The sequence below is a fragment of the Nocardia sp. NPDC002869 genome, assembly GCF_046764065.1.
GTDB lineage: Bacteria > Actinomycetota > Actinomycetes > Mycobacteriales > Mycobacteriaceae > Nocardia > Nocardia rhamnosiphila.
Genome location: NZ_JBKOOL010000002.1, coordinates 42,962 through 66,939, shown reverse-complemented (window position 1 = coordinate 66,939; position 23,978 = coordinate 42,962). Strand labels below are relative to the sequence as shown.

The following is a 23,978-nucleotide window of genomic DNA, read 5'->3' as shown; positions in this document are numbered from 1 at the left end:
GGTACGAGGCCGCCCGGCGAGGGCGCCCAAGGGCGCGGCGAACCGAACTTGCCGGGATGGTATCGATTCCCGCGGGAGCGGTGAGCGGGACGCCGCGCAGCGCACCGCATGTGGTCCGGCGGGCGATGAGGCTGTCGAACGGTTCGACGAGTTGCTTCTCGAAGCATTCGATTCGGGCGGCGGCCTGCTGCTCGGTTGGGTCGGCCGGCAGCTCGGCAACCGGCTCGATGCCGAGGACATCGTGCAGACCGCGCTGATGCGGGTCTATGCCACGAAGCCCGACGTCACCACTGTCGCACAGCTGCGGGCATACCTCTGGACGGTCACGAGGAATCTGGTCCGTGACGCCTGGCGGCGCGCGGCACACGACCGGGAGCGGATCGATACCGATGGCGACGAGCGCCTGGCCCTTCTCGTCGACTGCGCGGGCCTGAACTTCGAGGACATGGTCGTATTGCGCCACACACTGGCCCAGGCGCTCGACACACTGCCCCCGCGCGAGCGCGAAGCGGTGGTCCTTCGGGCATACGTGGGCAATACGTATGCGGAGACCGCGCGCATCATGGGAGTGTCGACCGGGACAGCGAAGAGCTACGTGCACGACGCTTTGCGGCGGGTGCGCGATGGGCTGGATCGGCGTGCCTAGCCGGGACGCGCAGCCGCAAACAGATCTACACGCCTTCCGTCAATCGAGGTCCGGCGATGCGACCGGCGTCCCGGCACCCGCCCGTCAGCGCCGGTTTGCGCGGTGATGATGCCGGCGTCGGGGGAGTCGCCACCGTACATACCGTCGGCCGCCAGCGGCGACAGTTCCAGGAACGGGCTGCCGGGGTAGAGGAGTTGGTCGACCCGGTCGCGCGGGAGGAGTTTGCCGCGGGCGATGTGCCGGTGCCGGGCTTTCTCCGTGCCGCCGAGGGCGGTGGCGGCGAGCCGGCGGCGCAATTCGGCGACCAGGGCGAGGTTCGCGGTCCGGTTGTCGCCAGCGGGCCGGGTGCCGGGCGCTGGGCTCGCGGTTCGGGTCATCGCGTCATCCTGACGTCTGAGTTAATCGCTGATAACTGGAATTGAGGTCAATCTCGACCAGCTTGAGTTTTAAGCTCTGAGCTGGCTTTTTGTGGAGTTTCTGCGGGGTCGTGGCCCGGCCTTTCTGGGAAGGTTTCTTGTTGCTGGCGGTCTTGATGTGCACGTCGTAGCGGGGTGCTGGTCGTTGGTTACCGTGGCCGGCTGGGCGGCCGGGTCCGGGGCGGGAGGGTTTCGGTGCTCTGGCGGGACAGGCGACTTTCCGGCGGAGGTGCCGAAACCCGCGACGAACGCGTGCGGGTGTAAGGCGGTGCGGAGCAACGTGTTTCTCCCACGGACGTTTCAGGTCGACGGTGAGAGTGCGGGCAAGACGCAGTTGGGTGTAGGCGGCCAGCAACAGCCAGGTCCACCGGTCGGCCGCAGCCGGGTTCCGGGGTTTCGGGCAGTTCCAGCCGAGGGTCTGTTTGAGCATGCGGAAGGTGTGCTCGATATCGAACCGCCGCAGAAATACCTGCCACAACACCTCGACCTCTGCGGCATCCAGGTCGAGGACCGAATGCCACAGCCAGATCGGTTTCGGTATGGCGCCGCTGGGAAGCCGGTCGACGTCGAGCCGGATCACCGTGCCTTCGATAACAGGCAGTTTCCCCACTCGAGTTACCCATGAACAACGATGAGTGAGCCTGGGATGCAGACGATTCCATGACCGCGCTGTCGCCCGACCGTAGAGGCGAGTCTCGGTGGTGACAGCGGTGTCGGGTTCACCCCAGGTCGTCTGATCACCGAAAACGAACTCACCGCCGTGACGTGGTGGACGGCCGGTGGTCCCGGGCTGCCATGTGGGTGCGCGGCGGCGCAGAACCCGGTCCGACCGCATCCGCGCCAGCACGGCCACGGGCAGATCGGCCAGCAGGAACGCCAGCCGGGGGGCGTCGTAGCCGGCGTCGGCCACGATCCAGATATCCGGATCACCGGGGCACCGGTGTCCGGCCTCGATCAGGTTGCCGATCACAGTGCGCAGCTGGCCGGCAGTGACGGTCGCGGCATCGTCTCCCGGCGCCAGCCGCACCGCGTCCAACGGTGCGGTCCAGGAACTACGCCCTGATTCCAGAGCGGCGACCACCGAATACGGCCAGCCCGGGATCATCTGCGCTGTGTTCTTCGCCCGCCCATAGGTGTGACACAAGATCCGTTGTGGGCAGGTATGCGCTTCCGGCCGCAACCACGAGGTTATATCGACCGCCAGAACCAACCGGCCGTCCGCGGCGCGAGGCAGCGGCACTGAAACCAGCGCACGCCGCAGCCGAGCGATGTCGATCCGGCCGCGGTCCAGGGCCGCATAGACGCTGCCGTGTCCTCGGCGATGCTCACCGATCAGCGACAGCTCCGGCAACGATCGCACCGGCCCGTCCGCGCACAACACCGCATCCGCCAGATCGAACGCCGCATCCGCCCGCCGAAGCAGGCACTGGTAGAACTCCCGCCGAAACCCCGAAAGGTCCCCGGCCATGCCAGCGCAGCCGCTGTCGTGCACACTGTTCAACTGAAGCCCTTGGTTGTCGAAAGTCTCTCTGTCGCAAGAGGACATGATCAACCAAGGGCTTCACCCATGACCACCCGGGGACACAAAAAGCCAGCTCAGAGCTTAAAACTCAAGCTAGGCTGGTGCGGACACATCGCGCCTACGCCACGGTAGCTCGCGAGAATCCGAAAAATGCCTGAGCACAGGGGGTTCGGGGTGGCTCCGGCGGTACGGCGCAACGCCGTCGGCGCAACACCGAGGAAACGGATGTTGCGCCGACGGCGTGATCGTGTGGGCCGGAGGTCCGATGCCGTTCCGGGGGAGGCGCACCCGTGCGCAGCCGCATCGACCGGTTCGCTGTCGAACACCGGTGCGGGCACAGTACGCCGATGTCCTCGCTCGACTACCGGTATCGGAGCAGCGTGAATCAGACCGCCTTCACCGAATGCACCTGGGTGGCGACCGTGGCGGGAACATTGGTCTGTTGTCCGGGCCCGGCCCGGAAGATGACATTGCCCCGGTAGTTGTATTCGGTGAAACCGTCCCAGAATCGACCGGTGCGGTTCCAGATCGAATACGCTTGACCATCGATGTTCTGCAGGCGCAGATCGGTGGAACCGAGTTGGAAGTACGCGATCCGCCCACCTCCGTTCGACGCACTGAAAATGCAGAAGTGCCCGTTCGGGCACCGGTCGTACCCGACAGCCGCCTGGGCGGGGGCGGCGGTACTCGCGAACCCGGCCGCACCCAGGACCAGCAGCGCTGCCGCGGCGAATTTGCGCAATGTCATTGTTTCTCCTGTTTCTTCCATTCCCTGACCCAGGGTCTTCGAGTGCCTCCGACGCTGTTTCGGGGCAGGCGTACGCGCACGGTCCGCCAGGAATATCGTGGAAAACGTTGCGCGGCCGAACTACCTGCCCCCTGCGTATCGGTTGCCTCCCCTATACAGACTCGCTCCGGCCGCGAAAGGTTGGGGCGGCACCTACTCGGAACCCCCGAGCGCGGCCGACCACCAGTGCGAAGCACACACCTGCCGTCCCGCTGGCCTGACGGCCGGAACGACTCGAACGATCGTTCCTCGGTAGGCGTGCCGATAGACCCGATGACTGTGGCCGCGGCGGGAATCCGCTGTCAGAGCCTTTCCGGCGGTGGGGAGCTGCCGTGTTGACGGATACCCTTCGGCAACTTCACCACTCGTTCGAAAGGCGAGCAATGATCTCGAACAATGTCGTCAAAACCGTCGTCGCCTCGACGCTGCCGCTGATCGCCGCCACGGTCGTCGCCGGAGGCGCTTCCGCCGACGCCGGGCCGATGGCCGATGTGCAGGCCACGCCGATCGCCGGTATTCCGCTGGAGGAGCCTCAGGACGTCACAACCAACCCAGGCGCCCAGTACCCCGATCCCGTGTTGAACGGCGCTGCTCTGGGTGCCGGTATCGGCTCGGCGGTCGGTTCGGCCACGGGTTCCGGTGGGCCGATCCTCGGTGGACTGATCGGCGCCTTGGTCGGTGCGGTGAACCCCGACGTGGTCCCGCAGGTTCTTCCCTGAACTGACCAGGCAGCGTCTCAAAGTGGTAGATGTTTGGGGATCGCCGCTGTGCGGCGATCCCCCACTCGTGTGTTGAGAACCATTGCCTGCGTTGGTGTGTCGATGACCGGATGCAAGCGAGGTCTCCGGTAAATGGTTCAGCGACGAAGAAGAACCTGAATACCTGAGACCTCGTGACCAGCGTAGCGGTGGCGGGGCGCGCGGACCTGACCGATGCCCAGTGGGCTCGGTTGGTGCCGTTGCTGCCCCGACCCAAGAAGACAGGCCGTCCCTCGATCTGGGCGAAACGACAGCTCATCGACGGGATCCGATGGCGGACCCGGGTCGGCTCACCCTGGCGCGACGTGCCACCGCAGTACGGGTCCTGGCAGGCGATCTATGGCCTGTTCCGGCGCTGGCAACGCGCAGGAACATGGGTTTTGCTCCGGCCTAGGCAGTGTCTCGAAGTCGAACAGCAGTCAGTGCCTGCGGGGTCAACCGGCGGCCCATCGTGGCCACGAACCGGCGCCTCTCCGCGGCCTCCAAGATCGCTTTCTGGATCGGCCGGCCGATCGTCGCGGCGTTGACCGTGTTGATCGCCTGGGCCACGACCTGCAGCTGGAGTTCGTACTCTGCGCCTTCCTGGGCGGGTTTCAGGACCTCGGCGTATCCGCCGGTGGCGCCCGCCTGCTGCCGCATCGCATCACCGAGGATCTGGACCCCATCCAGCACCGAGGTATGCGTGTTCTGCAGATCGGGCAGTTCCGGGGTCGAGAACCCGCTGAGGCCGCGCATCTTGGCACGGAGGTCGGTGTCCTGGACGCTGTAGATGCCAGCAGCGGTCTGCCAGCTCGTGGCCGCCTTCTGCATCAGGTCGGTATTGCCGTCGATCCACTTGGTGGATCCCAGGAGCTGGATGCTTGTGGGCGACTGCTCGGGATCGGAAACCGAGGGCTATGTGACGGGAGCGGTCCTCCGTTGCCTTGTTGACCTTCGCCGATCTCGGGGAATACGCTCGACGACAACCGAATTCGCTTGTCCTTGTGGTGGGGAGGGAGTTCGGATGCCGGATGCAGGGTCGATTCAAGCCACTCCTGCAGAAGACTCGGCCAGTCGACTCCTTCGTCGTATCGGACCGACTGAACGGGCCCGCGTCGCGTCATATCCGGATCGCGTACACGCCGTGCCCGCCGTACACATAGGCCCGCTTGTCGGCGACTACGACCGAACTACGTGCTGCGGCGGGGTCGCGTTCCCATTGGCCTTCGTCTATGGCAGTACCGATGGTGCACTCCCAACGGCTCGTGCCGGTAGCCGAGTCGAACGCGTGCACTCGAGATTTCCACACCGCGAACACAGTGCCGTCGGCAACGCAAGGCGCCCCCAGGTGCCCCGGGCCACTGACATGCGACCATCGTGCCCTGCCGGTTCTGCGGTCGAACGATTCCAGCGCTGTGCTCGGCGCTCCGCCACCGCCATAGTTTTCTGGTGCCCCGCCCAGAACGATCGCGTCCCCATCAGCGACGGCGTATCGACCCCGGTTGGTGCGGAATTCGCCGCGTGTGCCGAGAGTCCACAGCCGGTCGCCGGAGGAGAAGTCGAAGACTTGGATCTGCGGCTGGTTCAACTTGGAAACCACCACGGTGTCGGCGGCGATGGAGGGCCGGTCGAGGGGGTCGTAGTCGCTCGGATCACCCACAGTGGCCCGCCACCGTATCGCGCCACTGGCGGAATCCAGGACGAAAAGCGAATCTCCTTGGACAGCCGAGATAACACCGTTCCCGGCAGTGAAGTACATCTGGCCGCCGATGCCACTGTCAGTGGTGGTCGTCCAGCGTGGGGTACCGCTCCTGGCATCGAGTGCAACAACTTTGAAGCCGGGCAGCGACCCCTCGGCATAGACATATGGCGGGTCGTTTGTCGCGCACAGGTTGTAGGTGCCATCGGCGGCTGCGGTCGCCCATCGCCGCGCTCCGGTAGTCGCGTCGAATCCGATCAATGAGCTGTCGCCGTTGACGACCACGGTGCCAGCCACGGAGACGAGGACCTGCGAATCGCGGCCGCTGAGCTTGCCGCCGATCTCGACGCTCCACCGCACTGCGCCGGTTGCTGCGTCGAGCGCGTGCAGGCGGTTGTCCTGACCGCACATGAAGACGTGTCCGTCGGTGACTATAGGTGGCGATCCGGCACTACTGGTGTGGGGACGGATCTCGGCGTGCCAAAGAATCTGGCCAGGTGGTGATTCGGGCTGGACCTCCGGCGTATCGTCTTCGCCCGCCGACAGCTTTACCGTGGCATAGCCGGCGCCGACGAGGGCGCCGGTGCCGAGCAGGCCCGCGCCGAGCCCGATCAGCCCCTTGGTGAGCACGGTTCTGCGGCCCAGCGAAGTGGGACTCGAACTCGGACAGGGCGAGTTCGGTAGAGTATCCGCAAACTCGGTGGGCGGTACGGCGGGCGCTTCGAACGTTGGGGCCGGCGCTTGCCCCAACATCGATGTGGTTTCGAGCTGCCGGAGTATCTGTGCAGTGGTGAGCCGGGTGCCAGGATGTCCGGCCAGGCAGCCCGCGAGGACGAAGCGGAGTTTGGTTTCGGGTACACCGGTGAGATCCGGTAGCTGGGTCGTCACGCGGTGCAGGAGCGTCGCAGCGTTGGCGTCGCCGAATGGGGGACGCCCCGTCAGTGCGTAGGAAAGCACAGCGCCCGTGGAGAAGACATCGGAGGCGGCTCCGACCGGTTCGCCGGTGAGTTGTTCCGGCGATGTGAACGCCGACGGTGCGGGGAGCGGCCCGGGAAGACCGAAATCGATGACTCGAGGGCCGGCTCCGGCGACGATCACCGACTGCGGAGTGATGGCGCCGTGCGTCAGACCCGCGCCGTGGATGGCGATCAATGCATGCGTGATACCGATGGCCAGGTGCTCGACGGCCGGTAGCGGCAATGGCCCATGTTCGGTCACCAGCTCGCGCAGTGATGGGCCGGTGATGTATTCGGTTGCTATCCACGGCTGCGGAGCCTCCGGGTCTGCGTCCAGAACCATCGGCGTAAAGTCGCTGCGCACGGCCCGTGCGGCCGCGAAAACACGTTCCAGCTCAGTGCGGTCGCTGACACCGGTTCCGCGGTCCAAGTGCACCGTCTGGACGACGACAGTCTCCATGCCAGGGGCACAACCCAAATAGGTATCGCCGCGTGTGCCGGAACCCAGCCGGCCGATCAGCGCGTACGGACCGATCGTCGACGGATCGGAAGCCCGCAACGGCAGCGTGCGCGGGCCGGTCTGCGTGCCCGGCCCGACCAGGGATGAGTCTGCTGAGACACCGGCGGCGCGGTCATCTCCCAGGGCGTCCGGTTGCTGAGGCGCCCGAGCCTGCTGCCAGCGTTGCACCTGGATGATCACCGCTCCCAGGCAGCCTGCCGCGACCGCGAGCACGCCTGCCCGGATAAATTCCACTGCTATCAGCCCGTATCCGCCCACCGGCGCGTACCCGTACAAGACGTAATCATCGGTCGTTTCCGTCCGCACCGCCGGGAGGCTCAAAACCAACGCGACGAACCCGAGTACCCATCCGAGTAGCAAGAACAACCACCACGCGGTTACCCGTCCGCTGACGCTACGGCCGCGTAGGTCCAGCGCGTCCGGCGGTGTACGCAGGTCACTCGCGCGCCACACATCGGACATGATCGTATGCGGAAACCAAACATTGACCACCGGACAGAACCAGCCGCCGATCACCCAGCCGATGGAAAGCCGATGGCGTGCGGCGCACATTGCTTCGGCATTGCAGCGCGCCCGCCACAACCACGAGATGACGGTCACTCCGGCGCCGAGTTGCAGGATGGCCGAGATGATCCCAGCCCAGGTGTAGGACTGCCACTCCGTGTGTGTTCCCCCCGGCCGTCTCCAGCTTCTCTCGAAGTCCGCCAACAGTACCCAGTCGGCGATCGCACTGACGAACATCATGACCACAGCCCCCGCGACCAGCGTGATCGCCCATACCCCCAGCGTCCCGAACGGACGTATCTGCTTACCGTCGGGCACGATTGCCCGGCCCCACCCCATCGACATGTTCCAATCCCTTCAAATCCAGCGAACCACGCTGGGGCCGGTGACTATTCCGGGCCACAGTGCCACGTCATCGCATCGAGTCGAACCAGCCCCTCGACCATGCAACCAGATCGAGGCACATGGGCGACGTCACACCTCCGATTTCTTCGTCGCAACGCTGGCGACGAACGCAAGGGTATTGGTCATGTCGGACCCGCAACGGCAGGCAGCCCTCGCCCGCATCCGCGCCGGGCCGGTCAGGGAGACACTCAACTGGTCCGCGGTGAAGGCACCGACGTAGACACCCAGCGACCTATCGGCGATGCGACCGGCGATCCCGGCGTCGTCGAACGCTTCCCAGGTCACCTCGAGGGCCAGTCGCTGTTGCGGGTCCATCGCCGCGGCCTCGCGCGGTGCGATGCCGAAGAAATCGGGATCGAATGCCCACGGGTCGCCGGTCAGGAATGCCGCACGCTTGGTATACATCCGACCCGGCGCACGTTTGTCCGGGTCGTAGAACCGGCGATGGTCCCATCTGTCCGGCGGGATCTCCACGACGCCGTCGTGCTTGTTCACCACGAAGTTCCACAGGGACTCGGGAGAATCGACACCGCCGGCGTAACGGCATCCGATACCGATGATTGCGATGTCCGACACTACGGCTCCTCGGTTTTCGGGATGGAGAGTCCAGGGATCACATCAGGGCCCGAGGAGTAGTCGGGCATGGGTGCGACGGAGTTTGCCGGAGGGGGTTTTCGGGAGCGCACCCGGCGGCAGAACTGCCACCGTTTCCGGGGCGACGCCGAATTCGTCGCGAATAGCCACCTCGATCGCACGCCGAATCCGGCGGACCTGCTCGGTGTCGCTGTGCAGGGCCGATTCGGCAAGAACGGCAAAGGTCTCCGCCGGGGTGCCTGCTGCCAGGGATACCGCCACCGCGTTTCCGGCGCGCACACCGTCGACCCGGCCGGTCGCTCGTTCGATATCCGCGGGGTACAGGTTGCGGCCGGAGATGATGATGATGTCCTTGCGGCGTCCGCAGATGACGAGCTCGTCGCTCTCGGTGCGGTATCCCATGTCGCCGGTCTGGAGCCAACCCTGTGGGGTCCGGGCCGCGAAGGTGCCCTCCCTCGTCACGAATGCTGCGGTCACGGATTCGCCGCGGACCTGCAGTTCGCCTACCTGGCGCGCAGCCAGGGGCACACCGGCGCAATCGGTGACCTGGACCTCGATGCCCGGCAGCGGTGTGCCCAGGACGGCGTAGCTGCGACCGGACCGGGCCGAGCGGTGGGCACGGTGGTCGACTTCGAGTGCGGACGGGTCGACGACGTCGGCGGTCAGCCCCCGGGTCAGCTCGGAACAAGAGATCGCCAAGGTCGCTTCGGCCATCCCGTAGGCACCCACCAAAGCGGTGCCGGGCCAGCCGAATCGCGCCGCCTCCGCGACGAAGGATGCCATGGCCGCGCAGTCGATAGGCTCGGCGCCGTTGAGCGCAACACGCATCGATGACAGGTCGTACGCGTCGTCGGCCGCCCGGCTCAGCCGTCTCGCCAGCAATGTGTAGGCGAAATCGGGTGCACCGGTGATGGTTCCGCGGTACCGGTCTATCAGTTCGGCCCACACCAGCGGCGAGCGCAGGAAGTCGGCGGGCGTGACGAGCACCGCGTCCAGACCCAATTGCATGGGCATGGCGAGCAGCCCGATCATTCCCAGATCATGGAACAGTGGCAGCCAGCTGACCATGACATCGCGACCCTGCTGTAACCCGAGCCGCTGCGCCATCGCGGTGATGTTCGCGTAGAGGTTGCGGTGGGTGATGACGATCGCCTTCGGCGTGCCGGTGGAGCCCGAGGTCAACTGCAGGAACGCCGCGTCTTCTTCGGCCGGCTCCACAGGGGCGAAATCCGGCCCCTCCACCAGTTCGCTCAGCCGTAGTGCCCGTACCGGCAGGCTCCGGGGCGGTAGCTGATCGTCGAACGGGACGCCCAGAATGACGACCTCCGCTGCGATCATGCCGAGTACGGTGGCGGTCTGGTTCAGCCAGAGCGCGAGATCGGTCCGCGCCGTGGGTTGATGCAGCATGGTGACCGACGCGCCACACATCCATACCGCACGCACCGCCGGTGCGATATCGCGCGGCTCCGCGGCAAGTATCGCCACTCGCGTTCCCGGTTCGATGCCGTGGCCGGCCAGGGCTCCCGCGATCCGCCGGGCCTCGCGGTCGACCTCGAACCAGCTGCGGTGCAGCATATTCCCAGGTTCACCCACGATGATTCCCTGCTGACGGCAGTCCGAGTGGGCGTACAACTGCTGGGTGAATCTGCTCACCGGGTCAGTCCTTCTCGGCCATCAGGCGGTCATAGGCGCCGTCGTCCGCGACAATGCTGACCGCGACCAGCTCCCACAGCACCTCGTCCACACCGGCGGCGACTCGGGCCAGCTTCATATCGCGCCACCAACGGCCGATAGGACTCTGCTCGCTCAGGTAGCCGACGCCACCGAACATATGCATGCACTCCGAGAGAACCTCCTCGCCGAGGCGAGCCGCGCTGACCTTCAACGCGGCGGCAGTGCGTAGGTCGAACCCTTGGTCCGTGGCGCCCACACCGAGCAGTGCGAGCCGCACGACGTGCACCCGCGCCTGCAGGTCGGCCAGTCTCAGGCGCAAGGCCTGGTGTTCGAACAGCGTCGAGCCGAATTGGCGGCGGCGGTGCAGCCGTGCGGCGGTCAAGCCGATCGCCGCCTCGCACGTCGCCACCACATGGCAGGCGATACTGAGTCGTTCGTGTGCCAAACCCCAGTTCATGGCTGCCAAGCCGAGCCCGGGTCTGGCGATCATCGCCTCGGCGGGGACCCAGGTATCGAAACGAAGCGGCGAGGTGTTCAGGCAGGCGTTGCCCACCAGCGAATGCGGTTCACCGATATCCAGTCGGCTGGTCGGTACAGCGAACACCGCGGCGCGGGGACTCGCCGCGCTCGTATCGCCGTCGCGTACCGACACCAGCGCGACATCGGCGATCGGAGCCAAGGTGACGAACTTCTTGTGTCCGGTCAGACGGTAGCCGTCACCGTCGCGCCGGCAGGTCGACTCGGCGTGCGCCAGATCCGATCCGCCCTCGCTTTCGGTTCCCGCGATGCAGAACACCGACTCACCGCGAATACCGCTGTCGGCCAGAGCTTTCGAGAAATCGGTGGTGCCGAAGCGGCGCAGAATTGCGAGGCAGGAGTCCTGCACACCGGCGCCCGCGGCGACTGCCAATGAGCCCATCGCGCCCAGCCTCAGCGCGAAGGCGACCACTTTGGCCACGTCGGGCCTGGTGTCGGAACCCCACTTCGCGGCGTAGACGCCGCGCTCGGCGATCAACTGCACCAGTTCCTTCGGGAAGCGGCCGGTCGTTTCGGCCTGGTCGGCCAGGGCGCGGACATCGTCGTCGAGTGCCGCGGCCAGCAGGTCGTCGAACGGCTCAGGCATGGCCGCTCATCCTCGCCACCAGCGCCTCGAGGTCACCGAAGGTGCGGCAGCCCAGCACGTCCTCCTCCGGGAGTGCGATGCCCAGGTGCTCCTCGACGGCAGCCATGGCCATGCTGAAGTTGACCGAGTCGAAGCCGAGGCCGCCGATGAGCTCTGCCTCCGGGGTGAGCCGGTCCGGTGCGATATACAGATCCGTGGAAAGGATATCGATCAATTCATCCCGAAGTGAAGACAAAGATTTTCCATCCGCTCATCAGTTGGGCCCGGACCGGGCGAGTACTCATAATTTCCGGCCGACTGTACCGCCGCTTTCACCGCCCCACACCGTGCTGCCGGTGCCAACGATCGCTCATTTCGCGCCAAATTTCTTCGGTCGTAATCGCTGAATCACACGTCGGGAGTCGAACAACCCAGCCGGCGGCGCAATTCGACCACGCACGGAATCCCGCTGGAGATGTAGGAAAACCGTTGCGCTGCTATCGTTGGCGGTCACCATATCCAGAAAGACGGGCGATCCCGCACGCCACCAACTCCAGGACGAGCGGCGGTGTATCCGTATCTATTCGGGCTCGACCCTGTCGTCAGTGATCGGAAAAGCTCATCGTGAGTATTCATCGCGTCATTGCTGATCGTATTCAGCGGCGTGTCGACAGGTTCCACACCGAGAGAATCGCCGGTGACTGGGGCGGACAGAATATTTTGTACGGCCGCGCCGCCGGGACATCCGATGTGATCTTGATGAGCAACGACTATCTTGCATTGGCACGGGATCCGCGGGTCACCGGTGCAATGTCCGCGGCGCTGGACGGAAGCGGGGGAATGTTCGCCTCGGGTGCGCTCCTGCACGGTGAGCACCCACAGCTGTTCCTGGAGAAGGCCCTGGCCGGACATATGCGCGCGCCAGCGGGTGTCCTGTGTCAGTCGGGATGGGATGCCAATGTCGGCTTGCTGCAATCGATCGCGGACGCCGAAACGCCGGTTTACCTCGATCATTTCGCGCATATGTCGCTGTGGCAGGGCGCCAGGATCGCCGGTGCGCGAATACATCTGTTCCGGCACAATCTGTCCGACCACCTGCGCCGGCAGATCGGTAAGTACGGACCGGGAGTCATCGCGGTCGATGCGATCTACAGCACCAACGGCAGCCGCTGTCCGTTACCGCAGTTCTGCGATATCGCGGACGAGACCGGAAGCGTGCTGGTGGTCGACGAGTCGCATTCGCTCGGTATCGACGGCCCGGACGGCGCCGGCATGGTGGTGGACCTGGGACTGAGCGACCGCGTGCACTTCAGAACTGCCAGCCTGTCCAAGGCGTTCGCGGGCCGGGCCGGGTTCGTCGCCGCGAATTCCGCGGAATTCGCCGCGTACTTCAAGATGGAGTCCTACCCGGCGATCTTCTCCTCCACGCTGTTGCCGCACGACATTGCCGGATTGGCCGCCGCCCTCGATGCCATCCGGACCGATGAGTGGCGGAGGAACCGGCTCCGGGAGGTGTCGACCGTGCTGCGGCAGGAAATGAGCGCGCTCGGCTTCGACCTCGAGGGATCGGCGAGCCATATCGTGGCGCTGCAGACGGGACCCGACGTGCGTGCCATCGCCATCCGGGACTTCCTGCAGGAACGCGGGATCTTCGGCGCGGTGTTCTGCCCGCCGGCCACCGCTCGCCACCGCACGCTCATCCGCTTCTCGTTGCACGCGGAGCTGCGGGACTCGCAGATCGCCCGAATCGTCAGCGCCTGCGCGGGTGTCCGTGACACATTCGGTGTCGCTCCCGCCGCACCCACCGGAATCTGAGACGCACGCCACCTCCGGCATCGGCGGTTTGGAGATTCTCGGCTCGCCGGCGCGCGCGGTGTGGCACTGCGGGCTGCGATGGCGGCTGGCCGCCTGCTGCTTCGACGCGACGGGCGTGAGCAGGCTGTCGACGGTCCAGCCACCGTCGGATCAGGAGTAGATCGCTGCCATCTTTTCCTGGTACCACTGGCCGGGCGTGGTACCGGGTCCCGATTTCTCGTCGACCGATCGGAGCCGCGGCAGCGGCTCGATCCGCGCGTCGTGGTTGGGGAGGTGGAAGAACGGGATGGATACCCGAGCGTTGGAGGCGCCCTGCGGGGGGTTACACACCCGATGCATCGTGGAGACCCACCTGCCACCGGTCCAGAACGCCATCATGTCACCGATATTGATGACGAAGCTGCCAGGGACGAACGGTACGTCTTGCCAGCTGTCGCCGTGGCGTACCTGCAGGCCGCCGATGTCGGCCTCGTAGAGGATGGTGAGGCTGCCCCAGTCCGTGTGTGCGCCTTTTCGCAACTGACCGGGCAGCGGGGCGCCGGTCGGGGGGTAGTAGTAGTTCGCGACGATTGTGGAGATGTGCTGGTCGATCTTGTCGGCGAAGAATCCGCGGTCCAGGCCGAGGGCCAGGGCGAATAGTTCCATGAGGTCTGCGGCCAATCGCTCCATGGCGTCGGTGTACTCCGACCAGGTCTCGCGAAAATCAGCGGGAGTGTTCGGCCAGAGATTGGTTCTGGTCCACGGCAGGGTGTCGTCGCCGAACTGTGCCCGGAACTCGGGGCGGCGATCGCCGAGTACGTTGCAGCTGAATATTTCGCAGAGGTCGGTGGGGGTATCTTCGCCGATGCTCTTGGCGGCGCTGCCCGCTTGATACCGCAGGCCACCTGTCCCGGCGGCGGCCGAGACTTGATCCTTCTCCGCGCGGGGTAGTTGGAAGAATTCCAGCGTGGTCGCGTACATGCGGTCGATGAGTTCGGGGGCGATGCCGTGTTCGGTGATGACGAAGAACCCGGATGTCTCACACGCCGTTCCGATGGCCTGGGCTATCGCTGCCCGGCCGTCGGTGGTGTGCCTGGCGGACAAATCGATTACGGGTACGTAGCCGTCGGCGATGGTGATCGGTGACGAGTTACCGGTATCGGTATGCACTGATGTCTCCTTGTGGGTTGAAGGGTCGGGAGTAGCAGTGGGTTCAGTTCTGCAGGGTCTCGAGCTCCCTTCCGTCGGGATCGGTCGTCGGTCGGGTCTTGTCGGTGTCGAGGGTCAGCCATCCGATCAGCGCGGCGGCGATCAGGACACCGACGGCGACGGTCAGCGCCACCGAAAAGCCCTGCACCGTCGCGGAATCGGCAACTTCGGCCTGACCGCCGTGCCGGATCAGTGCGGCGGCGGCGACCGAGGCGGCCACTGTGTTGAGCAGCGCCGTGCCGAGAGCTCCGCCGAGTTGCTGCGCGGCATTGAAAGCCGCGGATGCGATACCCGCTTCGGCACTGGAGACCTGTGCGGTCGCCAAACTGGTCGCGGGAGTCATGACGCAGCCGAGACCGAGACCGATCAGCAGTTGCGCGGGCAAGAGGTACAGCAGGAAGACATCGTCGGTCTCAGCGGTGAGACGGGTCGGGATCAGCATTCCCGCCGCGGTGGCCAGCAACCCCGACACGAGCAGCACCCGCGGTGTAGTTCTGGGTAGCAGAGATCCCGCGACGACCGTAGCGCCAACGGCGATACCTGCTGCGGTGAGCAGAAATATCACACCTGCCTGCACAGGTGAGTACCGCAGAATTCCCTGCATGTAATAGGTCATGAACAGGTAGAAGCCGAACATGGCCACCTGGGCGAGCCCGATGGTGAGAAGCGTGCCACCGCGAATGCGGTGCGCGACGATCCGCAGTGGTAACAGCGGATGTCTCGTGCGTGATTCCACCAGCCCGAACAGCGCCGACAGGGCCGCGCCGCCGGCCAGTAGAAGCAGCACGACGCGATCACTCCAGCCCCGTCCCTCCGCCAGCGTGAACGCGTACACCAACGCCACCAGGCCGGCGGCGCTCGAGATCGCACCGGGTATATCGAGACTTCCCGTACTGGACCGCGGCGCATCACCCGGCAGGAAAACGGACCCGGCCAGCGCCACCGCCGCGATGGGCACATTGACATACAAGCACCACCGCCAGTCCGCATGCTCGGTGAGCAGCCCGCCGGCCACCATGCCCACAGCCGATCCACCGGCACCGACGGCAGCGAACACCCCGAAGGCCCTGCTTCGTTCGCGCGTCTCGACGAATGTCATGGTCAGCAACGACAGCGCTGCGGGGGCGAGCAGCGCGGCGAACATCCCCTGACCGGCCCGGGCGGCGAATAACAGTGCCGCACCGTTGGCGGCGCCACCGAGTACCGACGCGACCGCGAAACCGATCAGCCCGATCACGAAAGCGCGTCGGTGACCGATCGATCCACTGATCCGTCCCCCGAATAGCAGGAGGCCCCCGAAAGCCAGCGCGTACGCGGTGATCACCCACTGCCGATTCGCGTCGGACAAACCGAGCTCCGATTGCACCGACGGCAGCGCGATATTCACGATCGTCGCGTCCAGCACCACCATCAGTTGTGCTACTGCGATCACCGCCAGAGCCCACCAACGATGCTCGCCGTCAGTACTCCCGCCTGGTCTTGCTGCTGGTTCCATCTCCACCTCTCGAACATTGGTCTATGTCTGAAACGTTGGTCTAGTGATTGATCAACGTACTAGAGTGGAGGCATGGACGCGGCCATCAATGAGACACAGATCACAAAAAGCGCGAGGGGCGCTGGCCGGAAGGCAGATACGGCCGCCCGCAATGTGTGGCTCAAGCCCGCTCGCACACCACGAGACGAACCCACGCTCAATCGGGCCCGGATCGTAGAAGAAGCACTCGCGCTACTCGACAACGAAGGCATCGAACGGCTGACCATGCGGCGCTTGGCCGAACGCCTGGGACACGGCTCGACAACTCTGTATTGGCACGTCGACACCAAAGACGATGTGCTCGACCTGTGCCTCGATGCCATCTACGGCGAGGTGTCATTACCCGAGCACACTCGAGATTGGCGCAGCGACATCACCGTCATGCTCACCGGCTGGCGCACGGTCATGTTGCGGCACCGATGGTCGACCACCCTGGTAGGGCGTCCAATGATCGGACCGAACATCCTGGCGCACATGGAGTTCCTGCAGGCCGCACTGCTACGCGCCGGACTCACCGACGCACACCTGGCCGCGGCGACCTGGGGGTTGTACAACCTCGTCATGGGCTCGGCAGTTTCGCGTGCCGGCTGGCTCATGCCGGCCGAAGAGCAGGCTCGAGCGCAGCAGTACCTGTCCGCGCACGATGACCGCTATCCGACCCTCGCCGCACACGGCTACATGCTCGACGACGACTGGGACGGTGCGTTCGCCCGGAGCCTGGACTACCTACTCGACGGCATCCAAGCGCAAATCGAGCGCGGCGGAGCCTGAGCAGCGCGTGCCTTGCGAAGGCCGGCTAAGCGCTCGGACTGGCGTAGACGTCCGCTACGTGTGCCGGTATCTCATCGCCGCCGCTGAACTGACCTCAGATAAGTTGTTATCTGCTCGGTTATCCCAGTTGTCGCATTCATTGCGCTCGAGCTCGGCGGGCGACGGGCGGGGGAGTGGTCTCCACCGACCCGCGGATTGTGGCCCTGCGTCCACAGGGTGAAAGGGCGCGTGTGGTCGATGGCGGTGCCGCTGCGGGAATACGTTGACAGGTGACGAGTTCGATCGACGAGCGAAGGGGGCTCCCGGAGCCCTGCTCCGGGAGCCTCGCCGGTTCGCCGCCCGCCCATTGGGAACCATTCCCGATATGGCGCCGGTCCATGCCAACACGCGACTATCAAACAAGATCGAGATCTCTAGTGGTGTCTCGCGGCTGACGTCAGCGAGTTTGCTGGTGGCCAGCATTTCTCGTAGTTTCGACAGGCTCCAGGTCGAGAACGGCCGGCCGAGATCACGAGGGCAGCACCGGGCGATGCAGGCGATGCGTTCACCCGTCGCCCGATCCACCTTCGACGACCTGCCCCCGCTCCATTTTGGGTCCAATGCCTCGAACCCCCCGTTCGTTGAAGTCATGGATCACGTGCCGCACATAGCCTTCCGAGACCTGCATCAACCTTGCTATCGCCGGGACGGGTTGATGCTGCGCTGAGGCCATCACCACAATCGCGCGACGGGCGCTGATCGGCTGCCGGCTCGTTTTGGTGATCTTCTGCAACCGGCGTCCCTCCGCCGGAGACACCTCCCGCACAAACACTTCTGGCTTCCGAGCCATCGACACCACCTCCACCGGCAGCATCGCCGTCGGCGAACGCACGATCAAACCGATACCCCGGATTACCGACACGACCTATCTGGACGGGGCACTAGGTGGGCACGCCAGGGCGGGCCAGTGTGGCGTGCGGCGCAATTGCGAGCGCGCCGTGGCGATCATTCCGGGTGCCGCCCATCGGGTGAGGTGGTCCCATGCCGAGGCCATGTCGGGTTCCAGGATGAACAGTCGGCCATCGCAGCGGGCGAGTTGCGTTTCGTATCGGTCGTTTTGGAACTCCAGCCGCCAACCCGGCCACAGCCGTGGCCAGCCGGAGCGCAGACCGGCGAGTTCGCGAATGGTCCACACCATCGCGTGCCGCGCACCCAGGTCCAAGTGCAGTCCGCTGGTAGGTGGATATGGCAGCTCGGTCACCACAGCGGTGGAGGACAGTGCGGTCGTCAGCGTCACACCGATCCCGAAGGCGGAGTTGTCGAAGTTGTACAGGTGGTATGCCCGTAACGGCGCACCAGGCTCCACGGCAAGCGTAACGAGCAGGGAATCGTCCGGCTCGTCCGATTCGGGGTCGAAGTAGACCGGTGACCTGTCGTGCCAAGGCTCGCTGAATGTCGGTCCTGAACCGTAGTTGTCACCGCGGTACCGATCTCCGAGATACCGCACAATGTCGTCGATACCTTCGTAGGCCCATCGGAGCTCCCATCCCGGCCATGCTTGTGCAAGCAACGCATAGTATGCGGCGCGGTAGGCATACTGCAGCTCGCCTGAACTCGGAGTCAGCACGTCCTCGAACCACGACATGCCCAGCCGCCCGGACAACGCAAGCACCCGACGTCGCACATCGATCAGCACCACGGCTTCGCACCAGGGGTCGAAGTCCTCGACCGACTTCTCTGCCCGAGCCCACCGAATCGTGTTGTCCGGCCCCACAAGCAGGATCTGACCTATATGCCTGGCAGCGTGCGGCCCGCAGTACATCGTCGCCGTAGGTCCGTCGACAATAACGAAATCGGCGGGATCTCTCACCCATCTGATGGTATGCGCTCCGTGCCACACCAGCACAAGCCTGGATCCACGCCTGGAACGAAGACCCGAAACCGTTTGTATGGACCAAATCTGCCGACCAGATCCTCCGACAGCCTCGCCCACTACTGCCAGAAACTTACGGCGCTGAACAACGACTCAGATCACTAGCAGAGTTGAAGCCTCACCGTTCCGATGAAGCTCACGAGTGCCGAATTGCTTCGAAATCATGGATCGGGTGGGGGAAGTCGTTCGTTGTTACCTTGACGATGGCGAAGGGCTCAACCTCGGCAGTCGACCGGAGTTCGGCTGCGCGAGGATCGGCGGCCGGGCTCGGCCACCCATCGGGGAAGTCGGGATGGACTTCCTGGAAGTACCGCCTGTCCAAGACGTGCACATACCCCGTGTATTCGCCCAGGCTCGCGGTATCTGCGCCCTCGACGCCGTAGGAGACACCGCCGTCCTCGGTGGCACGGTATACACAGCGCGCCCGTCCCTTGAACAGCGACAAAAACATCGGGATGTCATAGCCGGTGTCGACGCAGATGGCAGGTTCGCCATCGGGATACCGGCGCCCCCCGCTGTCCACCCAGGCCATCTGCCGGGGTTCGAGCCGGTGAATCGGTTCGGCGCTGCCGTGGAAGACGATACGGTCGCCGTACCGTGAGATGAGACCGTCCAACGCCTGCCGGCCGCCGAGCATGACCGGCCCGTCCTCTCCAGGCCGGGGCACCTCAGGATCAGAGGTCGCTATGCCGTGAAAACTGTGTGGTCCCAGGCCCTCCGGGAAGGCCGGCCGTCCCGAAAAGTCTCGGTCGACAAGGATCTGCCCGACTTTCCGCGAACCGTCCGCCGCCCCGGCGGTGATCTCATGAAGCCTGTCGGCCAGCTGACGGAAATCACCGGCCAAGCGGGCGGCAATCTCCTTGCAAGCAGGGGGGAGCCCTGACATCTACGTACGCGGCTTCCTGCTTCAAAGTTCAGCTCGGACCTTGGCGCTGAAAGTATATTCCTCCGCCCGACCCCCTCAATCAGTTCAGAATAAGCTTCCGGAGGCAGATGACCGAGCAGGCCAGGCTCAGTAGTGCTTGGTGGATATCGGCGCGGCGTTCGCAGCGGGTTCGTAAGCGCTTGAAGGCGTTCAGCCATGCGAAACCGCGCTCGACCGGCCATCGGAGTTTCCCCGATCCGGAGCCGTGGCCGGTGCTGCGGCGGGCGATGACCGGGTGATGCCTCGGGCCCGGAGCATGCGGCGGTATTTGGCGTGGTCGTAGCCGCGGTCGGCATACAGATGCCGGGGCCGGCGCCAGGGGCGGCCACGACGGCCGCTGATCGCGACCAGCAACTCACTGCCCTACACCTATGTCTGACGGCCCGATTGCGTTGCGGTCGCAGGTAGGGGAGCGTCTGTCGATGTTCGAATTCGACTGCGCGGCGTCCGCTCTACACATGGGCGCAGGTGCAAGGCCATATCCGTAGGGTTTTCGGGCGACTACCATTTTCGCCATCATTTTCATGGGACACGAACTGACGACGAGATGCACATCGATCGGTTCGAGGGTGGGCAAATCCGGCCGATGTGAAGGTGCGCTGACGCCGAGTCTCATCGGCGACGGTGTTCACCGGAACTCCGGCCCCGGCGGCGTGCGGTGGCGTGGATGGTGCTTATCGAGGGCAGCTCGGTCCAGGGATCGCCGCTGCCGACCGACACCCTGGACCGGGGCCGGCAGCAGAACAGCAGTGAGCGCTGAGGGCTGTTCCAGTGCCGTCCGCGCAGAGCGCGCCAGCGCCGGCCCCGGGCAGATGGCGGGCACCGGGTGCGGCGACGTGCGGCGAACTCGGTTGCGGTCATCCTCATCGTCACCGTGTACTTGATCGCACCGCGCGACACGTCGGTATCGCGCGAGCGGTCGATTTCGCGGAATCCCAGGACCCCGTGCAGGCACAGGGAACCGAGATTGCCACTGTGGACGGTTACCTCACATCGACGGAAACGGTCCTGGTTGAACATGTTTCCGAGCAGCACGGTGATCGCGTCGGCGGCGTAGCCGCAGCGGACCGATTCCAATGCTGTAGCCGAACAGGCCGGCAACCGGATCGGTGTGCACAGACATCGACCCGACCAGCATCCGGCCATAACGGGTTTCGATCGCCAGCTGCGGGTGCTCGCAGTCGGTGGCCGCAGTGCGGTGCGCCGCCCCATGCCGCTGCCCGCCGACCTCGGGGACTGCGCGCCCCGCGGCAGAGTGCCGATCGAATCGGGCCAGGGTACGAACATCAGCGGCGTCGACCCTGCGCAATCGGATCGTGTTTCCCGTCCGGCTCGACGAACCTGATGATACCCGGCGGCCGTGATCCACCGGATCGCTGTAGCATGGCCCGGTCGACATCGGTTCCGCCATACCGGGGTAGAGCTGACGCACTCAACACAGCACCGACGCCGGCAAGCGACAAGCATGGGCCGGGCCGGCCGTCGACACAGATCACGTAGAGGTCGCCGCGGCGGCAAGATACGATCCCGGCCCCGCGGTGCCTGCCCCGAGCCCGGAGATGCTCCGCGACCTGCGGAGCTCCCGGGCTGCGACCTCCCGGCCCGCCGTGCAGGGCCGCATCCACCCTGTCCGTCATCAGCGAGCTGCCAGGTCGAGTAACCCGTGCAGCCGGGGTCGGTTGCGGTTTCGCCGCCGCGCGCGCGATCGGGTCACAGGAAATCGGCGAGCACCTGGTTGAACCGTTCGGGCTCCTCGGAGAACGGGGCGTGACCACTGTCCGCGAAGCGCGTAACGGTCGCGTTGGGCAGTTGCGTGGCCATCCACTCGTCGAGCGGGCCGGGGAAGATCTTGCTCTGGGCGCCGTACACCAGCAGGGCCGGCACCGTGACCTCCCGCAGGACCGCCCGGAGATCGACGAAGGCCATGTCATACCAGATGGCACAGGCGGCAGCCGTGGACATCTTCATCGTTTCCGCGTAGATCGCATCGATCACGTCCTCGGGCGGTGTCTGCGCGAAACACGCGGCGATGAACGGCTTGATCACCAGCGGGCGGGCATGCCGGACGGCTTGGACGAACAGCGCCAGGTCATTGTCCGAATAACCGCCCTGCAACGGGAACTCCCAGTCCGGACCGTCCAGGAAACGCGGCGACTGGTCGATGAACACGACCGAACGCAGGCGCGCGCAACCGAACTGCTGCACATACGCGAGCGCGACGGCGACCCCCATCGACCATCCGGCCAGCGAGACCTGTTCCAGCCCCAGGTGTGCGATCAGGCCGTGCACGTCCCGGGCGTACTGGGCGAGCGTATGCCCGTCCTCGGTTTTGCCCGAGGCACCGTGCCCGCGCAGATCGACCGTGATCACCCGGTGCTGCTCGGCCAGGGCAGGCACATTCTGCGCCCAGAAGGTGGAGTTCATGGTCCAGCCGTGGATGAGCACGACGGGTCGGCCGGAGCCGTGGTCCTCGTAGTACAGCGGCACTCCGTCGGGCAGTTCAAGGTACGGCATCGATACCTCCGGTTCGTGGGTGGGCTCCTACGATGACCGGACCCCGACCTCCGGGCCAGCCCCGGCCGCACGGTTGCAGCAACGTTGCAACGTCGTTCCGGGTGTTTGTCCACCATCCCGCTCCGTGATATTCCTCGGAGGAGGCCCCGGCAACGCGATCGCCGCCGGGCGCGGATCGCACTATCCCGAGGCAGGCGCATGGTGGGGACAGAAAAGAGTCGGGCGGTGCGGCCGGACGTGCGGGCTTCGTGGGACCGGGCCCGACATCGCGGTCTGCATCCGGACCGACATCTGCCCGAAGTGCGGCTCAGCACAGACGAACTCAGATCCGGGCCGCGTGACCGGCGGCTGGCCGCGGCATGGCCGGTGTTGTTCGCGAGCCTGGAGGCGGTGGCCACCGAACCGGGCCATGTCCTGTTCGGCGGCGACGCGGAGGGGCATCTGCTCTGGGTGCACGGTGACCCCGCGGCCCGCCGGACCGCCGAACGCGCCAATCTCGTACCCGGCGCGCGCTGGCACGAAGCCGAGGCGGGCACCAACGGAGTAGGTACCGCGCTGGCGCTCGGCCGGGCATTCCAGGTACGCGGACCCGAGCATTATCTCTCGGTCGCCGCCGATTTCACCTGTACGGCCGCCCCGATTCGCGATCCGCGCAGCGGCGCGGTGATCGGTGTCGTCGATGTGACCTGCCGGACGAGCAGTGCGAATACATTGGCCCTGCCTCTGGTGACCGCCGCCGCGCGGCTGGCCGAGGCCCATCTGCGTGAGCTGGCAGGACGCCGCGACGCCGAGCTGCGGACCCGCTATCTCGACCGAGTACTATTGCGGTCCGGTGACCTCGGGGCACTGATATCGCCGGACGGCCATGTCCTCTACGCCGCTCCCCCGGGCTGGCTGCCGTCGGTGTGGCCCGAACCGGTCCGGGACGGTGAGACGGTGCTGCCCGGCGGTCGCCGGGTCGCGGTGGAACGGCTGGCGCCGGGCGGACCGTACGCGGTCCATGCACTGCCCGAGGACGCCACCGAGCAGGTGCCGCAGGTGGTCGCGCTGGGCCGCAACCGGGTCGCGCTGTGGATGGACGGCACGGTACACGAACTCAGTCCGCGGCACAGCGAATTGCTGGTGTTGCTGCTGGCGCACCCGGCGGGTTCGACCGCGGCGGACCTTGCCGGGGGTCTGTACGGCGACACCAGCAAGACGGTGACCGTACGCGCCGAACTCGCGCGCCTGCGCCGAATTCTCGGATATCGCCTGTCCTCCGATCCCTACCGGCTGGACCCGCGGATCTACTGCGATCTCCTTGCGGCGATATGCGACAACAGTTCCGCCGAACCGTTCCGAGGCGGCACCGATATGCTCCCGGGCTCCACCGCACCCGGCATCCAGCGGCTACGGCAGCGGCTCCAACACTGGGCCCCGGCCCCCGTCAGGACGGCACCAACGAACTGAGCCGGACAGCAGGGCTCACCCCAGCGTGATTCTCTGTATGCCGAGGAGGCCGCCCTGAAATGCCGGTCTCGATGATCTGCCCGCCGAAGGTGAGCTCGAAGATCCGCTTGATCGTGTGCCGCTGCTTGCGGAGCGCGTCCAGGTCCGCCCGCAGTGTCTCGTCGATGAATGGTTTGAACGGATCCAGCTTCGACGCCCGCGCCGGATATTCCTTGCGCTTCTCAGGGAACGCCGAGGTCAGCGCAGCATTGACCGTGTGATAACCGATAAACCCACTCACTACAGGCGAGTCACCATATTATTTTCGG

At 65.6% G+C, this 23,978-nt stretch carries 20 protein-coding genes and 4 pseudogenes; 7 read left to right on the top strand and 17 right to left on the bottom strand.

Features of this window, described 5'->3' with window-relative positions; all coding sequences use genetic code 11:
* Positions 1–151: 151 nt before the first annotated feature.
* On the top strand, positions 152–646 hold the full coding sequence (locus ACLML9_RS00540; RefSeq protein WP_411943583.1) for an RNA polymerase sigma factor: 495 nt from the start codon (positions 152–154) through the stop codon (positions 644–646).
* Positions 647–711: 65 nt separating this feature from the next.
* On the opposite strand, the pseudogene ACLML9_RS00535 reads toward ACLML9_RS00540, so the two are convergent.
* The 3 genes and pseudogenes from ACLML9_RS00535 to ACLML9_RS00525 all read right to left on the bottom strand — a co-directional run.
* A pseudogene (locus ACLML9_RS00535) lies at positions 712–1,023 on the bottom strand (hypothetical protein); the annotation flags it as partial.
* A gap of 4 nt (positions 1,024–1,027) precedes the next feature.
* Entirely contained in the window at positions 1,028–2,530 is a 1,503-nt protein-coding gene (locus ACLML9_RS00530) for an NF041680 family putative transposase (protein WP_411943582.1), read from the bottom strand.
* Positions 2,531–2,969: 439 nt separating this feature from the next.
* The gene (locus ACLML9_RS00525) at positions 2,970–3,332 is read right to left on the bottom strand and encodes a peptidase inhibitor family I36 protein (RefSeq protein ID WP_411943581.1); all 363 of its coding nucleotides are present in this window, start codon (positions 3,330–3,332) and stop codon (positions 2,970–2,972) included.
* A gap of 422 nt (positions 3,333–3,754) precedes the next feature.
* On the opposite strand from ACLML9_RS00525, the gene ACLML9_RS00520 reads away from it, so the two are divergent.
* Both ACLML9_RS00520 and ACLML9_RS00515 read left to right on the top strand, forming a co-directional pair.
* Positions 3,755–4,090: a hypothetical protein gene (locus ACLML9_RS00520; protein WP_039829280.1), complete on the top strand. Its 336-nt coding sequence runs from the start codon at positions 3,755–3,757 to the stop codon at positions 4,088–4,090.
* Between the two features lie 173 nt (positions 4,091–4,263).
* A pseudogene (locus tag ACLML9_RS00515) lies at positions 4,264–4,494 on the top strand (transposase); the annotation flags it as partial.
* A 25-nt stretch (positions 4,495–4,519) separates the two neighbouring features.
* On the opposite strand, the gene ACLML9_RS00510 reads toward ACLML9_RS00515, so the two are convergent.
* The 6 genes from ACLML9_RS00510 to ACLML9_RS00485 all read right to left on the bottom strand — a co-directional run bounded on the left by ACLML9_RS00510 (position 4,520) and on the right by ACLML9_RS00485 (position 11,818).
* The gene (locus ACLML9_RS00510) at positions 4,520–4,939 is read right to left on the bottom strand and encodes a hypothetical protein (protein WP_411943608.1); all 420 of its coding nucleotides are present in this window, start codon (positions 4,937–4,939) and stop codon (positions 4,520–4,522) included.
* Between the two features lie 289 nt (positions 4,940–5,228).
* Positions 5,229–8,132, bottom strand: coding sequence for a PQQ-binding-like beta-propeller repeat protein (locus ACLML9_RS00505; RefSeq protein WP_411943580.1), 2,904 nt, complete (start codon positions 8,130–8,132; stop codon positions 5,229–5,231).
* A 129-nt stretch (positions 8,133–8,261) separates the two neighbouring features.
* On the bottom strand, positions 8,262–8,768 hold the full coding sequence (locus ACLML9_RS00500; RefSeq protein ID WP_411943579.1) for a beta-ketoacyl synthase N-terminal-like domain-containing protein: 507 nt from the start codon (positions 8,766–8,768) through the stop codon (positions 8,262–8,264).
* Between the two features lie 42 nt (positions 8,769–8,810).
* Positions 8,811–10,439 (bottom strand): fatty acyl-AMP ligase, encoded by a 1,629-nt coding sequence (locus ACLML9_RS00495; RefSeq protein ID WP_411943578.1) that lies wholly within the window; start codon positions 10,437–10,439, stop codon positions 8,811–8,813.
* 4 nt (positions 10,440–10,443) lie between these two features.
* A complete protein-coding gene (locus tag ACLML9_RS00490; protein ID WP_411943577.1) occupies positions 10,444–11,583 on the bottom strand; it encodes an acyl-CoA dehydrogenase family protein in 1,140 nt (379 codons plus the stop codon).
* Positions 11,576–11,818, bottom strand: coding sequence for an acyl carrier protein (locus ACLML9_RS00485; protein ID WP_411943576.1), 243 nt, complete (start codon positions 11,816–11,818; stop codon positions 11,576–11,578). The genes ACLML9_RS00490 and ACLML9_RS00485 overlap by 8 nt, the downstream gene beginning before the upstream one ends.
* Positions 11,819–12,186: 368 nt before the next feature.
* Between ACLML9_RS00485 and cqsA the strand changes: the two genes are divergently transcribed.
* Entirely contained in the window at positions 12,187–13,377 is a 1,191-nt protein-coding gene (gene cqsA / locus ACLML9_RS00480) for an alpha-hydroxyketone-type quorum-sensing autoinducer synthase (RefSeq protein WP_411943575.1), read from the top strand.
* 150 nt (positions 13,378–13,527) lie between these two features.
* Here the strand turns inward: cqsA and ACLML9_RS00475 are convergent, their stop codons facing one another.
* Positions 13,528–14,526, bottom strand: coding sequence for an isopenicillin N synthase family dioxygenase (locus ACLML9_RS00475; RefSeq protein ID WP_411943574.1), 999 nt, complete (start codon positions 14,524–14,526; stop codon positions 13,528–13,530).
* Between the two features lie 43 nt (positions 14,527–14,569).
* On the bottom strand, positions 14,570–15,997 hold the full coding sequence (locus tag ACLML9_RS00470; protein WP_411943573.1) for an MFS transporter: 1,428 nt from the start codon (positions 15,995–15,997) through the stop codon (positions 14,570–14,572).
* A 135-nt stretch (positions 15,998–16,132) separates the two neighbouring features.
* On the opposite strand from ACLML9_RS00470, the gene ACLML9_RS00465 reads away from it, so the two are divergent.
* The gene (locus ACLML9_RS00465; protein WP_411943572.1) at positions 16,133–16,870 is read left to right on the top strand and encodes a TetR/AcrR family transcriptional regulator; all 738 of its coding nucleotides are present in this window, start codon (positions 16,133–16,135) and stop codon (positions 16,868–16,870) included.
* Between the two features lie 544 nt (positions 16,871–17,414).
* On the opposite strand, the gene ACLML9_RS00460 is transcribed toward ACLML9_RS00465, so the two are convergent.
* Complete coding sequence (locus ACLML9_RS00460; RefSeq protein WP_411943571.1) at positions 17,415–17,741, bottom strand: helix-turn-helix domain-containing protein; 327 nt, start codon at positions 17,739–17,741, stop codon at positions 17,415–17,417.
* Between the two features lie 33 nt (positions 17,742–17,774).
* Positions 17,775–18,719 carry a hypothetical protein gene (locus ACLML9_RS00455; RefSeq protein WP_411943570.1) on the bottom strand — a complete coding sequence of 315 codons (945 nt, stop codon included), beginning with the start codon at positions 18,717–18,719 and terminating at the stop codon, positions 17,775–17,777.
* A gap of 35 nt (positions 18,720–18,754) precedes the next feature.
* Between ACLML9_RS00455 and ACLML9_RS00450 the strand changes: the two are divergent.
* A pseudogene (locus tag ACLML9_RS00450) lies at positions 18,755–18,887 on the top strand (IS630 family transposase); the annotation flags it as partial.
* A 31-nt stretch (positions 18,888–18,918) separates the two neighbouring features.
* Here ACLML9_RS00450 and ACLML9_RS00445 read toward each other — a convergent pair.
* The 3 genes and pseudogenes from ACLML9_RS00445 to ACLML9_RS00435 form a co-directional block, all read right to left on the bottom strand.
* Positions 18,919–19,626 carry a hypothetical protein gene (locus tag ACLML9_RS00445; RefSeq protein WP_411943569.1) on the bottom strand — a complete coding sequence of 236 codons (708 nt, stop codon included), beginning with the start codon at positions 19,624–19,626 and terminating at the stop codon, positions 18,919–18,921.
* Between the two features lie 121 nt (positions 19,627–19,747).
* Positions 19,748–20,049, bottom strand: a pseudogene (locus ACLML9_RS00440) (transposase); the annotation flags it as partial.
* 1,368 nt (positions 20,050–21,417) lie between these two features.
* Positions 21,418–22,221, bottom strand: coding sequence for an alpha/beta fold hydrolase (locus ACLML9_RS00435; protein WP_411943568.1), 804 nt, complete (start codon positions 22,219–22,221; stop codon positions 21,418–21,420).
* Positions 22,222–22,521: 300 nt separating this feature from the next.
* Here ACLML9_RS00435 and ACLML9_RS00430 point away from each other — a divergent pair, with 300 nt between their 5' ends.
* On the top strand, positions 22,522–23,670 hold the full coding sequence (locus ACLML9_RS00430) for a GAF domain-containing protein (protein WP_411943567.1): 1,149 nt from the start codon (positions 22,522–22,524) through the stop codon (positions 23,668–23,670).
* On the opposite strand, the gene ACLML9_RS00425 is transcribed toward ACLML9_RS00430, so the two are convergent.
* Positions 23,648–23,950: a hypothetical protein gene (locus ACLML9_RS00425; protein WP_411943566.1), complete on the bottom strand. Its 303-nt coding sequence runs from the start codon at positions 23,948–23,950 to the stop codon at positions 23,648–23,650. The genes ACLML9_RS00430 and ACLML9_RS00425 overlap by 23 nt on opposite strands.
* Positions 23,951–23,978 lie beyond the last annotated feature (28 nt).

Bases quoted from the DNA above. Each gene is read 5' to 3' on its own strand.
- ACLML9_RS00530 (WP_411943582.1), bottom strand. From the start codon at position 2,530: ATGGCCGGGGACCTTTCGGGGTTTCGGCGGGAGTTCTACCAGTGCCTG.
- ACLML9_RS00525 (WP_411943581.1), bottom strand. From the start codon at position 3,332: ATGACATTGCGCAAATTCGCCGCGGCAGCGCTGCTGGTCCTGGGTGCG.
- ACLML9_RS00520 (WP_039829280.1), top strand. From the start codon at position 3,755: ATGATCTCGAACAATGTCGTCAAAACCGTCGTCGCCTCGACGCTGCCG.
- ACLML9_RS00510 (WP_411943608.1), bottom strand. From the start codon at position 4,939: ATGCAGAAGGCGGCCACGAGCTGGCAGACCGCTGCTGGCATCTACAGC.
- ACLML9_RS00505 (WP_411943580.1), bottom strand. From the start codon at position 8,132: ATGTCGATGGGGTGGGGCCGGGCAATCGTGCCCGACGGTAAGCAGATA.
- ACLML9_RS00490 (WP_411943577.1), bottom strand. From the start codon at position 11,583: ATGCCTGAGCCGTTCGACGACCTGCTGGCCGCGGCACTCGACGACGAT.
- ACLML9_RS00465 (WP_411943572.1), top strand. From the start codon at position 16,133: ATGGACGCGGCCATCAATGAGACACAGATCACAAAAAGCGCGAGGGGC.
- ACLML9_RS00435 (WP_411943568.1), bottom strand. From the start codon at position 22,221: ATGCCGTACCTTGAACTGCCCGACGGAGTGCCGCTGTACTACGAGGAC.